At 43.7% G+C, this 12508-nt stretch carries 19 protein-coding genes, 1 tRNA gene and 1 other annotated feature; of the genes, 18 read left to right on the forward strand and 2 right to left on the reverse strand.

The window, feature by feature from the left end; translation table 11 throughout:
- The first annotated feature begins 83 nt into the window (after nt 1-83).
- The 4 genes from ACYQ0Y_RS00740 to ACYQ0Y_RS00755 all read left to right on the forward strand — a co-directional run bounded on the left by ACYQ0Y_RS00740 (nt 84) and on the right by ACYQ0Y_RS00755 (nt 2091).
- The gene (locus tag ACYQ0Y_RS00740; protein WP_407882094.1) at nt 84-644 is read left to right on the forward strand and encodes a 5-formyltetrahydrofolate cyclo-ligase; all 561 of its coding nucleotides are present in this window, start codon (nt 84-86) and stop codon (nt 642-644) included.
- Entirely contained in the window at nt 637-1326 is a 690-nt protein-coding gene (locus ACYQ0Y_RS00745) for a rhomboid family intramembrane serine protease (protein WP_407882096.1), read from the forward strand. Before ACYQ0Y_RS00740 ends, ACYQ0Y_RS00745 begins: the two co-directional genes overlap by 8 nt.
- 19 nt (nt 1327-1345) lie before the next feature.
- The gene (locus ACYQ0Y_RS00750; RefSeq protein WP_407882098.1) at nt 1346-1591 is read left to right on the forward strand and encodes a YqgQ family protein; all 246 of its coding nucleotides are present in this window, start codon (nt 1346-1348) and stop codon (nt 1589-1591) included.
- A gap of 86 nt (nt 1592-1677) precedes the next feature.
- A complete protein-coding gene (locus ACYQ0Y_RS00755) occupies nt 1678-2091 on the forward strand; it encodes a rhodanese-like domain-containing protein (RefSeq protein WP_407882099.1) in 414 nt (137 codons plus the stop codon).
- A 101-nt stretch (nt 2092-2192) separates the two neighbouring features.
- Here the strand turns inward: ACYQ0Y_RS00755 and ACYQ0Y_RS00760 are convergent, their stop codons facing one another.
- Entirely contained in the window at nt 2193-2369 is a 177-nt protein-coding gene (locus ACYQ0Y_RS00760) for a DUF3042 family protein (RefSeq protein WP_407882101.1), read from the reverse strand.
- 116 nt (nt 2370-2485) lie between these two features.
- Between ACYQ0Y_RS00760 and ACYQ0Y_RS00765 the strand changes: the two genes are divergently transcribed.
- The 8 genes from ACYQ0Y_RS00765 (at nt 2486) to ACYQ0Y_RS00800 (ending at nt 9089) form a co-directional block, all read left to right on the forward strand.
- Nucleotides 2486-3202 (forward strand): glycerophosphodiester phosphodiesterase, encoded by a 717-nt coding sequence (locus ACYQ0Y_RS00765; RefSeq protein WP_407882102.1) that lies wholly within the window; start codon nt 2486-2488, stop codon nt 3200-3202.
- 23 nt (nt 3203-3225) lie between these two features.
- Complete coding sequence (miaA, locus tag ACYQ0Y_RS00770) at nt 3226-4143, forward strand: tRNA (adenosine(37)-N6)-dimethylallyltransferase MiaA (protein WP_407882103.1); 918 nt, start codon at nt 3226-3228, stop codon at nt 4141-4143.
- Nucleotides 4144-4276: 133 nt separating this feature from the next.
- Nucleotides 4277-4645 carry a MerR family transcriptional regulator gene (locus ACYQ0Y_RS00775; RefSeq protein ID WP_407882105.1) on the forward strand — a complete coding sequence of 123 codons (369 nt, stop codon included), beginning with the start codon at nt 4277-4279 and terminating at the stop codon, nt 4643-4645.
- A gap of 37 nt (nt 4646-4682) precedes the next feature.
- Nucleotides 4683-6023 carry a type I glutamate--ammonia ligase gene (gene glnA / locus ACYQ0Y_RS00780; protein ID WP_407882107.1) on the forward strand — a complete coding sequence of 447 codons (1341 nt, stop codon included), beginning with the start codon at nt 4683-4685 and terminating at the stop codon, nt 6021-6023.
- Between the two features lie 215 nt (nt 6024-6238).
- Nucleotides 6239-7171 carry an exonuclease SbcC gene (locus tag ACYQ0Y_RS00785; RefSeq protein ID WP_407882109.1) on the forward strand — a complete coding sequence of 311 codons (933 nt, stop codon included), beginning with the start codon at nt 6239-6241 and terminating at the stop codon, nt 7169-7171.
- On the forward strand, nt 7161-8222 hold the full coding sequence (locus tag ACYQ0Y_RS00790) for a hypothetical protein (protein ID WP_407882111.1): 1062 nt from the start codon (nt 7161-7163) through the stop codon (nt 8220-8222). The genes ACYQ0Y_RS00785 and ACYQ0Y_RS00790 overlap by 11 nt, the downstream gene beginning before the upstream one ends.
- 14 nt (nt 8223-8236) lie before the next feature.
- Nucleotides 8237-8776, forward strand: a complete 540-nt coding sequence (locus ACYQ0Y_RS00795) for a dUTP diphosphatase (RefSeq protein ID WP_407882113.1) — start codon at nt 8237-8239, stop codon at nt 8774-8776.
- Nucleotides 8777-8876: 100 nt separating this feature from the next.
- Complete coding sequence (locus ACYQ0Y_RS00800; RefSeq protein WP_407882115.1) at nt 8877-9089, forward strand: hypothetical protein; 213 nt, start codon at nt 8877-8879, stop codon at nt 9087-9089.
- A 256-nt stretch (nt 9090-9345) separates the two neighbouring features.
- On the opposite strand, the gene ACYQ0Y_RS00805 is transcribed toward ACYQ0Y_RS00800, so the two are convergent.
- Nucleotides 9346-10008 (reverse strand): TetR/AcrR family transcriptional regulator, encoded by a 663-nt coding sequence (locus ACYQ0Y_RS00805; RefSeq protein WP_407882117.1) that lies wholly within the window; start codon nt 10006-10008, stop codon nt 9346-9348.
- A gap of 287 nt (nt 10009-10295) precedes the next feature.
- Here ACYQ0Y_RS00805 and ACYQ0Y_RS00810 point away from each other — a divergent pair.
- From ACYQ0Y_RS00810 to rpmA, 6 genes are all read left to right on the forward strand, one after another.
- Nucleotides 10296-10369 (forward strand) — tRNA-Arg (locus ACYQ0Y_RS00810).
- A 58-nt stretch (nt 10370-10427) separates the two neighbouring features.
- Nucleotides 10428-10937 carry a hypothetical protein gene (locus tag ACYQ0Y_RS00815; RefSeq protein WP_407882119.1) on the forward strand — a complete coding sequence of 170 codons (510 nt, stop codon included), beginning with the start codon at nt 10428-10430 and terminating at the stop codon, nt 10935-10937.
- 132 nt (nt 10938-11069) lie between these two features.
- Nucleotides 11070-11210: a hypothetical protein gene (locus tag ACYQ0Y_RS00820; protein WP_407882121.1), complete on the forward strand. Its 141-nt coding sequence runs from the start codon at nt 11070-11072 to the stop codon at nt 11208-11210.
- A gap of 175 nt (nt 11211-11385) precedes the next feature.
- Nucleotides 11386-11468: a sequence feature (ribosomal protein L21 leader region), on the forward strand.
- Between the two features lie 18 nt (nt 11469-11486).
- Nucleotides 11487-11798, forward strand: a complete 312-nt coding sequence (gene rplU / locus ACYQ0Y_RS00825; protein WP_407882123.1) for a 50S ribosomal protein L21 — start codon at nt 11487-11489, stop codon at nt 11796-11798.
- Between the two features lie 32 nt (nt 11799-11830).
- Nucleotides 11831-12160, forward strand: coding sequence for a ribosomal-processing cysteine protease Prp (locus tag ACYQ0Y_RS00830; protein ID WP_407882125.1), 330 nt, complete (start codon nt 11831-11833; stop codon nt 12158-12160).
- A 15-nt stretch (nt 12161-12175) separates the two neighbouring features.
- Entirely contained in the window at nt 12176-12469 is a 294-nt protein-coding gene (rpmA, locus tag ACYQ0Y_RS00835) for a 50S ribosomal protein L27 (protein ID WP_407882126.1), read from the forward strand.
- Nucleotides 12470-12508 lie beyond the last annotated feature (39 nt).

Consider the following 12508-nt stretch of genomic DNA (forward strand, 5'->3'; position numbering starts at 1 on the left):
GACTGATTAGTGTCTGGGAAATTTCTCAGACACTTTTTTGTTTGTTTTAAATCTTGCTGAACAACCTGTGGAGGTCATAAGTGATGCCAACAAAAGCAGCAGTAAGAAAGACCGTTATTCAACGACTGACAGCTTTATCACCGGCCGACAAAGTCAACCAAACGCAACAATTAATCAGTGCGTTAGTGAGCCATCCTTGGTGGCAGGCAGCGACAACGATTGGTATGACAATGAGCACCTCAATTGAATTAGATACACGGCCACTCATTGCGCAAGCATTAGCAGCTGGCAAAACCGTCACTGTGCCAAGAACTTTGCCTAAACGGCAGATGGCCTTTGTTGCGTTAGGTCCCGGAGTGACTTTTGAGCCGTCAACCTTTGGTGTTGATGAGCCAATTGGTGGGCAAGAAATTACCGCTGAAGATCACGATCTCATTATTGTGCCAGGTCTTGGATTTGCTGATGATGGCAATCGATTGGGCTTTGGTGCAGGTTACTACGACCGTTACTTAGCCCATTATGCTGGTCACACGATCAGTCTGGCATTGGCAGTGCAGCGGTTTCACCAAGTCGTCTGGCCATTAACACCATTTGATATTAAAATTGAAGAAATCATTTCCATGCAGGAGGATCACCATGGCTAACTGGCGCAAATTTGTAAATGGGGCTCCGGTCACGGCAGGATTAGTGACGATCAATGTTGTGGTCTTCATATTGATGGTGGCGGTCTACCATATTCAAGGCGTGTCACTGTTCAGTACTTTTTCGGGTCAAAGTTTACTAGCGGCTGGTGCTCGATACACACCGGCGATTCAAGCTGGTCAGTGGTGGCGCCTGTTCACTCCGATGTTTATTCATATGAGTGTGATGCATTTAGGCATGAACATGGTCGTTCTTTACTTTTTGGGTCAACAGATTGAAACCCTTTTTGGCCATTGGCGGCTACTGGCTATCTATTTAGTGAGCGGTTTGACTGGTAATATTTGGAGCGCTATTTTTCTGCCGACTACACTATCAGCGGGCGCTAGTACTTCGATTTTTGGCCTGTTTGGCGCGTTTATTATGTTGGGCATAGTTTTTCATGGAAACCCATATATTCGTGCCATGAGCCGACAATTCGTCTTATTAGTTGTTTTGAATTTAGTCATGGATATTTTTAGCGCAGGGATTGATATCTGGGGTCACATTGGTGGTTTGATCGGTGGCTTTGCGATTGCACTGGTGATTGGGGTGCCAACTGTTCACGGTCAGATTAAATGGATCTGGCGTGGCCTGGGTGGCTTGGCGTTGTTAGCAATCTGTGCGATTGGGTTGCCATTATTATAGATAGCAATTGAGGTGGACGATGAAAGCAAATTTATATCGTGATGATCCAGATGCACTTAGGACGCTATATGATGTTCAGCAACTACTGAAAGTCTTTGGTATTTACGTTTACGTTGGTAAGCGACTGTGGGATATTGAAATGATGGCGTTAGAATTGGATCATTTACATGAAATGAACGCGATTGACAAACCTACTTGGTTAAAAGCCAAGGTCGTGTTGAACCATGAACATCGTTTAGAAGAGAAAAAGCTGGCGCAAGGCTAGGCAGTGCCTGCGTAAATGTGTACAATGGCACTATTGATTAAAATCGAGCTAATTGGATTGATGAACATCAAGTTGGAGGGGTATTCGTGTTAGTTGGAGCATCAGTTGCGGAAATTATTTTAGACATTATTGGAATTGCTGTGATCGTTGGTTGGATCGGCTGGCGGATTTATATTATCATTCGGCGTCGTCAGGTTTCTACGCTTTTGGATCAAGAAGCCTTTCAGGCAGGCATGCGTAAGGCCCAAATTGTAGATGTCCGTGAAAAGAAAGATTTCGACGCCGGCCATATTCTGGGTGCCCGTAATATTCCTTACTCGATGTTTAGCCAACGATACAAAGAAATTCGCGAAGATTTGCCAGTTTACCTGTACGATGAAAGCAAGACCCTAAGTACTCGTGCAGCATTGCGGTTAGCTCGTCACGGCTATTCAAAACTATTTATTCTTAGTGATGGTTACGGCCACTGGGATGGCAAAATTAAAGCTAGTAAGCATTGATTAAAAATGAAGCTTGTAAACGACAACAAAAAGACGCTGATTTCCTGCTTAATAAGCAGATAACCAGCGTCTTTTTGTTAGAATTGATGAGAGTGGTTAGACTAGCCGAGATGAGCTGAGCGAGATTTACGCATTGCACGTCGACGATTATCATCAAAACGTTGTTCCTCTTCTTCAATTGGAGAAACAACGGTTTTGTGGAATGAAACAATGGCCGCAGCCACTGCTCCCATTGTTGCTAATGTACCCCATAAGAAGCCTTTGCCAAATGATTTCATGGTGAACCTCCTTTTTTAGGCTCTGTTTTACAGAAACCTGCCTTTTTGTTTACAATCATATTATCGTCGTTTTAAAGACAATCGTCCAGTTAAACGGATAACCGTGGAGGAAAATCATGACTTTGATTTTTGCACATCGTGGCGTAACTGATTATGCACCAGCAAACACGTTAACCGCGTTTGCGGATGCGCTATCGTTAGGAATTGATGGTATTGAAACTGATGTACAACAAACCCAAGATGGCCAGTTAGTCATTTTCCATGATGCTCGATTGGAACGACATACGAATGGATACGGCCCGGTTAGTGCGCATACCTTAGCTTATTTACAATCATTGGTCATTCGTAACCGTGCTCAACGTGGACGGGTGATGACGGTCGATGAACTGTTAGCCTTTCTTCAGCAACATGATTTTGTTGGTATTCTTAATTTGGAACTTAAAACACATCAAAAAATCATGCCACAATTAGAAGCACGTTTGGCGGCAAAACTTCTGGCTCGCTCGTGGTCATTTACAGTAGTGATTTCCAGTTTTTCATCAAAACGACTGCAACGGTTTCACAAACTGGCACCACAAATTGATACAGCATTATTATTTCGATTCACGTCTTGGCAGGCCCGATGGTTGTCAAGACGGGGAATTATTACTGCTTGGCACCCGAAAACTTGGTGGTGGCAGCGGCATCAGCAGCCCACAAAGGCGCCGGTGCGCGTTTGGACAGTGAATGATCGTTCGACGCTGACAGCATGTTTTGAACAGCAAGTTAATGCCGTGATTACCGATCGGGCGCGTTTGGCTAAGCAGCTGCGGCAACAGCAGGCCCGTCATTAAAATTGTTTTTTAGAGGAGATCGCATGAACAAACCCAAAGTACTGCTAGTTGTGGGACCCACGGCGGTTGGGAAAACACAACTTTCAATTGAGCTAGCTAAACAATTTAATGGCGAAGTTATTTCTGGGGACTCGATGCAAGTCTATCGTCACCTTGATATTGGGACTGCTAAAGTAACGTCGGTCGAGCAAGAACATATTCCGCACTATTTAATCGATATTCGTGAGGTGAGCGAAGGATTCACCGTGGCGCAGTTTGTAGATGAGGCCACAAACTTGATTAGACAGATTACTGCACGCGGAAAACTGCCAATCATTGTTGGCGGTACCGGATTTTATCTCCAAGCCTTGCTGGATGGTTTGCGATTAGGCAGTCCCGCTGATAAACAACGTCGACAATTTTGGCAAACTATGTTGGCAAAGCACGATCAACTGTGGCTCTGGCAACAATTGGATGAACGCGATCCTAAAGCTGCCGATCAAATTCCGATGGGGAATTCTCGCCGGGTAATTCGGGCGTTGGAAGTTTTCGAAAGTACGGGACACTCCATTTTGGAGCAAGAACGACGTTCACAACAGTTTGACGCTTTGATCGTTGGATTAACAACTGATCGAGCGGTTTTGTATGAAAGGATTAACCATCGGGTAGACGAGATGATGACGGCAGGACTGATAGAGGAAGCTCGTTGGTTATATGAGCGGCGTCAGGTAGCGCCGCAGGCCAGTCGCGGGATTGGCTACAAAGAATTATTTGAATACTTTGAAGATCAGGAATCATTGAATGAAGCCATTGCAGCTATTAAGCAGCATTCTCGCCACTATGCGAAACGACAGTTGACTTGGTTTCGCCATCAACTGCCAGTTGAGTGGTTTGATCTCGTTAGTGGAGCCGATACTATCGTCGAAATTGAACAACGGGTGGCCGATTGGCAGTCCAAGTAAGGTGATGACTAAATTAAATTAGCGTTCATGTCAGAACTTGTGACATGAACGCTTGTTTTATTTAAGTAAACGTGGGAAGATGCTCTTGTACAAGTTCTTTGATGGCGTTGTGGTTTGAATTGAGGAGGTGCCCATGGCTGAGAAACAATTACGTCGGTCACTTTCGGTGCTACCAATGAGCACGGTAATGACGTTGACTGGGCTTACAGCTCGGCAAATTCGCTATTATGAGTCGCAAGCATTGGTTCACCCAGTTCGCAATGAAGGTAACCGGCGCCGGTATTCGTTACAAGATGTGGACCGATTATTGGAAGTTAAGGATGGCTTAGCAAGTGGAATGGACTTTGCAACGTTGCGACGTCTCTTTAATCAGTCGGCGCAGATTCGAAAGCAAACAACTACTTCGCTTAGTGATCAACAGGCGCGTCAGTATTTAGAACCAGAGATGCAACAATTAGCAGGGATGAAGCCACCAGTGCCAGGATTATGGCGTCATCTCTAACCCATTTAAGTCCGCTAGAAGGAAAGGAAAACTGATTATGCCAAGGAAAGATTATACCAAGGATGATATTCGTAACATGGTTAAGTCAGAGCATGTTGAATTTTTACGGCTCATGTTTACTGATTTGCTAGGTTCAATTAAAAATGTAGAAGTCCCAGTTAGTCAGCTTGAAAAACTACTTGACCACAAGCTCATGTTCGATGGCTCGTCAATTGATGGGTTTGTTCGGATTGAAGAAAGTGATATGTATTTAATTCCTGATTTGGCGACATGGATGGTTTTCCCATGGGGCAGTGAACATGGCAAAGTTGCGCGGTTAATCTGTGAAGTTTACACGTCTGATGGTGAACCCTTTGCTGGGGATCCACGGAACAACTTAATTCGAGTGATGAACGAAATGCGATCGGCCGGTTTTACCGCATTTAACATTGGGCCAGAACCCGAATTCTTCTTATTTAAGATGGACGAAAATGGCGAACCAACATTGAAATTAAATGATAAGGGGAGTTATTTTGATCTCGCACCAATGGATTTGGGTGAAAATTGCCGCCGGGATATTGTGCTAGAAATGGAGAAGATGGGGTTTGAAGTCGAAGCGGCCCATCACGAAGTCGCTCCAGGCCAGCATGAAATTGATTTCAAGTACGCGGACGCCTTAGAGGCTGCCGATAATATTCAAACTTTCAAACTGGTGGTTAAAACGATTGCTAGAAAATACGGCTTATTTGCGACGTTCATGCCCAAACCATTGGAAGGTATTAACGGTTCTGGGATGCACATGAATATGTCATTATCGACCGCTGATGGTAACGCCTTTTATGATCCAGATGGCGAATTGCAACTAAGTCAGACAGCTTACTATTTCCTCGGAGGTCTGTTGGCTCACGCACGGGCCTTCACCGCGGTTGTTAACCCAATTGTGAACTCATATAAACGCTTAGTACCTGGTTTTGAGGCACCTGTCTATGTAGCTTGGTCTGGTTCCAATCGTTCCCCACTTGTGCGGGTGCCTAGTGCGCGAGGCAACTCAACTCGTCTGGAATTGCGGCAGGTTGATCCGGCAGCTAATCCTTATCTAGCTATTGCAGCGATGCTAGAAGCTGGTTTAGATGGGGTTCGTCATGAAATCACACCAAATGATTCGGTCGATCGAAACATTTATTCTATGAACGAAGCGGAGCGTGAGGATAACCACATTAGTAATTTACCAGATAATTTGCATAATGCGACTAAAGCACTGCAAGCTGACCCAACGATGCGTGATGCCTTAGGAGATCACTTATACCAGAGTTTTGTTGAGGCTAAGAAGCTTGAGTGGGCTTCTTATCGTCAGTCAGTCACCAAGTGGGAGCGAGATCAGTATTTGGAACAGTATTAAATTGCGTTTTCAAACTTAAACTCACGTTTATTAAACGACTGCCTACCATTACAAGTTATGGTAGGCATTTTTATTCTCATTTAGTTTGAAAGAAATTTGTGAAACCTAGCGAATGGTTAAAAATTGCGTTGATTTGACGGGTGGTGATTGTCGCTGTGGTTGCATTAGTGTACGATGAGACAGTAAGGACACTTTGAAGTTAGGGGTAAGACGGCATGGATAATCCACAATCAAATGAAGAACAGGCACGGCAGGTGCAGCCAGCATTATCCGGTAAGTTAAGTCAAAAGTCGCATTATTTACAGGACTTGACGGACGCCATTGATGCTTTTGATGATCGCCGGGTCTATGAGTTAGTTGACCCGCAACGTTATGCCACGCTGATTCGGGGTAATGATCAAGCCGAAGTTAATCCTTTGGCTAGTCTGGTTACTGATCTGCATCCGGACTTAAGTCATTATCTCAGTCATGACTTATTAGCTTATTTAAAACAGACCTATCCATTCTTTTATTTTGAAGAAAGTGATCAAGGACACTTTGAAATCTACTTTGGCAACTGGTGGGATCGACGTCAATTTGGGGACCTCGATGTCCTAAACGTACAGTTTGTTTTCGATCAAGTGGAATACGAAAAGTTAACGCAATCCTTTGCCCTAGAGGCTGAAAATAAGAATTATAATTCCGACCGCATCAAGGACATTGCTCGTCAGAGTCAGGAATTGCAAGCGTTGATGGATCAACAAGAACAACGTGATCTAGAAAAAGAAAAATTGCGTGCACAACTAAAAGAAGTGGGTGAAAACCGCGGCATTTTTGCCGGTGGACGTGCTAAATCGGAACGCCAGGAGTTACTGGATCGTTTAACGGTTTTAGCGGATGAGGATGACCGCGCCAATAATGCCTATAAAGGGATGAAAGCCAATGAAGATGAGTCTTTGGTATTAGCAAAGGAAGACACAATCCTGAGTTATGAAAAACAGGCGATTCGGAAAGTGTTTGGTGATTACGCCACGTTTGAAGATCGAAATGCTAATCTTTATGTGGACTACTTAAGCCATTTAATTGGTCGGCACATTGAATCTGATTCACAACACGAGGAGCTCCGAGCTTCAAAACAAAATAGCGGGGTGAAACACAATGGCAAGTGAGACGCAAAAAGAGCAGTTGACCGCAGATGACAATGCAACATCAGCAGGATCGGTAAGTGAACCGATGAAAGCGTCACAGGTGACTGAAGCAGATAGCCAAGCAAAAGATCAATCAGCGGCTCACAAGCCCAAACCGGTGACATTATCTCCTAGTCAACGATTTCGGATTTACAACAACAATTTAAAAGCTGGTTTAAAAAATGGATTGGCTTTTACAGATCACTTAGATCAATTGACAGAAACCAGCGATACTGATGAATTATTAGCAGCTGCTACAGCGTTATTCACCTTTCATTTGGATACGACGTTTGTTACCTTCCCACATCAGTATTCCGCGGCGGATTACTATTTATTGTTTATGGGTCGTCTGCTAGAGCTTCATCGTCAACCTGGGATAACCTTGAGTAGTGCCGCAGAACATGAAGAACTGAGTCTGTCAGTGGATGCGCTGGGCGATCAGCATGCCTTTAAATTTGTGTTAGTCGGAGGTCAGAATGGTGGGGCATTCTTTACCGACAAGCACTCTGGTCTACATCTGTTTTACATGAATCTTGAGCGCCAGCAGGTACGGTTTAACAGTAAGGCTTTCACGGACTTATTCGCGATTGAATTGGCTGATCAGCCAGTGGAACAACGAATGGCAGCCATTGAAACGCTGATTCTATTCGCGAAGGATCTTGAGCAAGACTATGATTTCTCTGCTGACTATAATTTGTTAGAAACTAACAATCGGGCCCGTTACTTAACCAAGCACGCTGATTTACCTGCCGGTACGGTGGACAAACTTTTTGTCGCGTCTGCGGATAGCCATTACATGTTACAAAATGCCCCAAGTGGTCAGGGCGCGATGATTGAATTGGCAGATGGGACAGTCTTTGGCATTGCCAATGCTGGTAATAATAAAGCACCTAAATGGGTGATCACAGTCACTGATAAAAATGATGCGATTTCCCTGATGTCAATTCTGCTTAACTATGACTTTATTCGTCAGTGGTATCTTGCCAACCGGGATGATTTGGAAATCCAATCGGATCCATTGATCTTTGCCTAAGGAGGTGAGTGCCAATGTTAGATTTAGCTTTGCTACTGCGCGAATCCATTGAGTTTGATCAGCAAGTCGCTCAAGCAAAACAACTGCATTGGAGCCGTGATGCTAGTTTACAAAATGCTTATGTGGCTTTGTTGGTCGAACTAGCTGAAATTGCGAATACTAGTGAATGGTTTAAAGTTTGGAAGGAGCACCGGGGTAAAAATAATCCTGGTCAAAGCAAGCGGTCGACGCTCCTAGAAGAATATGTCGATGCGTTAGATTTCTTTTTACTAATTTTCCATAAACAGCAGTGGACGCATTTAACCGTCTTGACACCAGCGGAGTTAGACAAGTTGGCAGTCGGCCCAAAAATGGATTTAGACCAGGTTTATCTGGGAATCAATAGTATGGTGCTTAGTAGTTTAAAAGAACATCGACAAGGTGATTTTGGCCACGCGTGGCATCTATTCTTGACCATGGGATTACGCGGCTTTGGTTTTAGCCAAGAAGAAATTCAAACTGCTTACCAAAATAAGCGAGCCGTCAATTTGCAACGCCAGGCTGACAATTATTAAGCTGGCTAGTTTAATTGAGAAAAATGCGACAAAAAAGAGGTCGGCTTCCGTTATGAAGTGAACCCCCTGAGTTGGAAAAATCCAATTTAGGGGGTTCTTTATGTATTTATCAGTAAATGACAAAATGAACGCAATCGCTGACTGTAACCATGGTGTGGGGGATTCACAAAGTGGTGACGAAGTATGGCATCACAGGGACTACGACGGTTTATGGTTGGATTCAACCTTTTTCAGAAAGGGCATCGATGGTCTTTCTGATCAACGATTAAACAGGAAATTCTACAGCTATTCCGAAATGAACGAATTAAAATAAAACTGGATGGCAGGACTCCGGTAGAATTCCGAAGCGCTGCCATCCAGCTCGTAGCTTGATTATTTAGCGCCAACTTTTGGGGAAACGTCACTTCCATTATTGGGGAAGGTGACCACTTTTTTATCGAGTTTCGTTAGCGTAGTCTTTGTGCCTAATCTGTTGGGGCACCTTTTTGCCGGATGAATCCGGTGATGAATGGGAGGGACTTTGCCTGTCTTTCAGTTTCATTTGATTGATAACTTTAATTAAGCAAATCCTAATTGGCAGCGGGGTGGGGTACAAAATCAGCTTGCGTAAAGAAAAAGTCGCTGAAGGTAAGTTTCTGTGGATCATGGCTAATGAGAGCAGTCATTTTTTGAATTGAACTGGTCATATAATGTGGTGTATAAATCAAACCATCTGCCAGCCAATTTTTGACAAGCCCAATATAGGCAGACACGATAAAAGCAATTTGGATATTTTCAGGAACATTAATTTCCAAAAAATCAGATTTTAACTGGTCGTGAAAACGCTCAAGTGCTTTAGTTAAGCGTGTAATCAACTGATACTCAAAGACGCCATTTGCTTGGGTATTGAGCAAAACATTAAACATGTTTGCCTCGGTTTCGATATAGCTGAAGGCTGCGTTGACAGAGAACAGTTGGGTTACTTGGGTCGATGTGGTGATCATTGGTAACCGGCCAGTGCTGTCGATCATAACAGCATTAAAAAAATCATCTAAAATTTCTGTCATTGCGCTGGCAATAAAGTCGCGCTTGTCTTTATAGTGGAGATAAAAGGTGCCTCGAGTGATGTGGGCAGTTTCAGTAATTTTTTGCACACTAATGTTTTCGATTTTATATTGCTGCATCAAATTGATTAGGGCATCTTTTAAACTTGACCGTGTTTTAATTACCCGAGGGTCCAAATGCTTAGCCATGTGAATTCCCCCAAGCTGTCATTCGATAAAGCTTTATTAGACAGCTTATTGATAAATGTTTACAAAGCCCATTATATAAGAAATGAAAGCGCTTCGTCAACCGACATACCATGGATAATGCACAAATGATTGTGCGCTAGTACGCGTTAATTTTAAAGCAAGTAGTCTCAATTAGGCATAATTAAGGTTCTTCAAGGAACTTAGTGGGGGATCTAGTTTGAGGAAAAGGCCGGAATATAAATTGACACTATGACACCACTTTTCTATACTGATATGAGTTAAGTGACGCAGCAGTAGCTCAGTTGGATAGAGCATCGGTCTTCTAAACCGAGGGTCGTGGGTTCGAACCCCACTTGCTGCATTGATTGTACGACCAGATTTTAATGAAGGCCTAACGAAGCGGCAACGGAGGAAGCAAAATGTTGAAAAAGATTGTGGCGGCGGTGGTTGTCTTAGCAAGTATGGTGATCTTGACAGCCTGTGGTCAAAAAAGTTACGGTGGCGTCCAAGTGACGCAAAAAGAATATACGCGAGTGCAAAATGAGAATAAGCGGATTGAGGCTTTAGTAACGGCACTACAAAAATTCCGTTACGATAACGAAGCAAGCGCCAACAAAGTCTATCAAGCAGCTGACCAGGTTAATCAAACTTTACGGCCTGGGTTAAGTGAAGGACAAAAAAATCAGTTGGCAAACACGCTTGGCGATGGCCCGACGGGTGTGAAGGGTATCGTGAAAGCTGCTGTGAACAAACAATATAATTTCGATGACGAAGTTGCTTCACAATTTCATGCCAATTTTCGCTTGATTTTTGACATGGCGGCTTATACAATTGGCAACTCTGCCCAGCAACGTAGTAAGATCGAGACACAGATGCGTAAAGACACAAATGCGGATACTGAGTTATATAAAATTGGTAGTCAAGAATAACAAATGTAACGATTTAGTAAAAAAAGACTTTTTTCTGTTAAGATAGCGTTTAAATTTGAATCTCTCAGACGGTCCTTGGTAAACTAAGAACAGTCGAGTTGCTGGTTAGCAACGCAAAGGGAGGTTTTAAAGATGGTAGCAGTTGTCGTTTTAATCGTTGTTTTAATTGGTAGTGGGGCATGGGAACTGATGCACCGTCCTGCTGCATCACATTTATCAACCAATCGGACGACTGCTCAAGCCTCTCGCCACCAACGGTTGAACCGTGATTGATTTAAGCTTGTACTAACAGGGATTTGCAACCTAGCGAATTCCTTTTTTTGTTGCGTTAAGTGACTGGTTTTTCTCATATCACGTTAATGGTCAGTATAGATGTGCTTGGACAACTACTTTGACGTTGACCAAGCTATGTTTTTTTGGTACACTTTTAACGTTGTCGTTGTGGGCTTCCACACTGCAACCGCACAGAGCAAGTTATAAGTTTGTTTCATGGTGAGACGGCACTTGTTTTTGGCGAGTCTAAGACTTTAATTTAAGGAGGTGCACAACGTGTACGCAATTATCAAAACTGGTGGTAAGCAATATAAAGTTGAAAAGGGATCACCGATCTTTGTTGAAAAGTTAGATGCAAAGGAAGGCGACAAGGTCACTTTTGACGAAGTTGTGTTAGTAGCCAGCCGTGCCATTACTGTGGGGACACCGTTAGTTGAAGGTGCTTCAGTAGCAGGTACAGTTGAAAAACAAGGTAAGGAAAAGAAGGTCGTAACCTTCAAATACAAGCCAAAGAAGAACCAACACACTAAAAAGGGTCACCGTCAGCCTTATACACGGGTTATGATTGACGATATCACCACAAAATAACTCAGTTTGCTTAAACCAAAACTAAGAAGATTATGATAAAAGTTGCGATTTCAAGAAATTCCGATCAGCAAGTAACGTCATTTAAGATGACAGGCCATGCTGGTTCAGGACAATACGGTGAAGATATTGTGTGCGCAGCCGCATCTGTGTTGGCAATTACCACGGTCAACGCGTTAGATGAGGTAGCGACGGTTCATCCGTCGCTTACCTCAGACAACGCAAATGGCGGGTACTTGGCCCTAACGATGCATGATCGAAATCAGGCAGCTGAGACGATCCTCGCAACATTCACATTAGGAATGACACAAATCGCCGAGAAATATGCACAATTCATTACGATTAGTGATGGTCACTTTAACTAATGGAGGTGGAACCACATGTTATTGGACATGAATCTACAATTCTTCGCTCACCATAAAGGGGGCGGATCGACAACTAACGGTCGTGACTCAGCAGGTCGTCGGTTAGGAACGAAGCGGGCAGATGGTCAACAGATCAACGCCGGTTCAATCATTTACCGTCAGCGTGGTACGCATATTCTACCTGGCCTTAATGTTGGTCGTGGTGGGGATGATACCCTGTTTGCATTGACTGATGGTGTTGTTAAGTTTGAACGGAAGGGTAAGGATCGCCGTCAGGTGTCTGTTTACCCGGTTGCTGAAGCTGAATAACGCGTCGATTGACGGGCATGATGTGTAAAACATTGTGTT

This window comes from Furfurilactobacillus curtus (assembly GCF_054657915.1).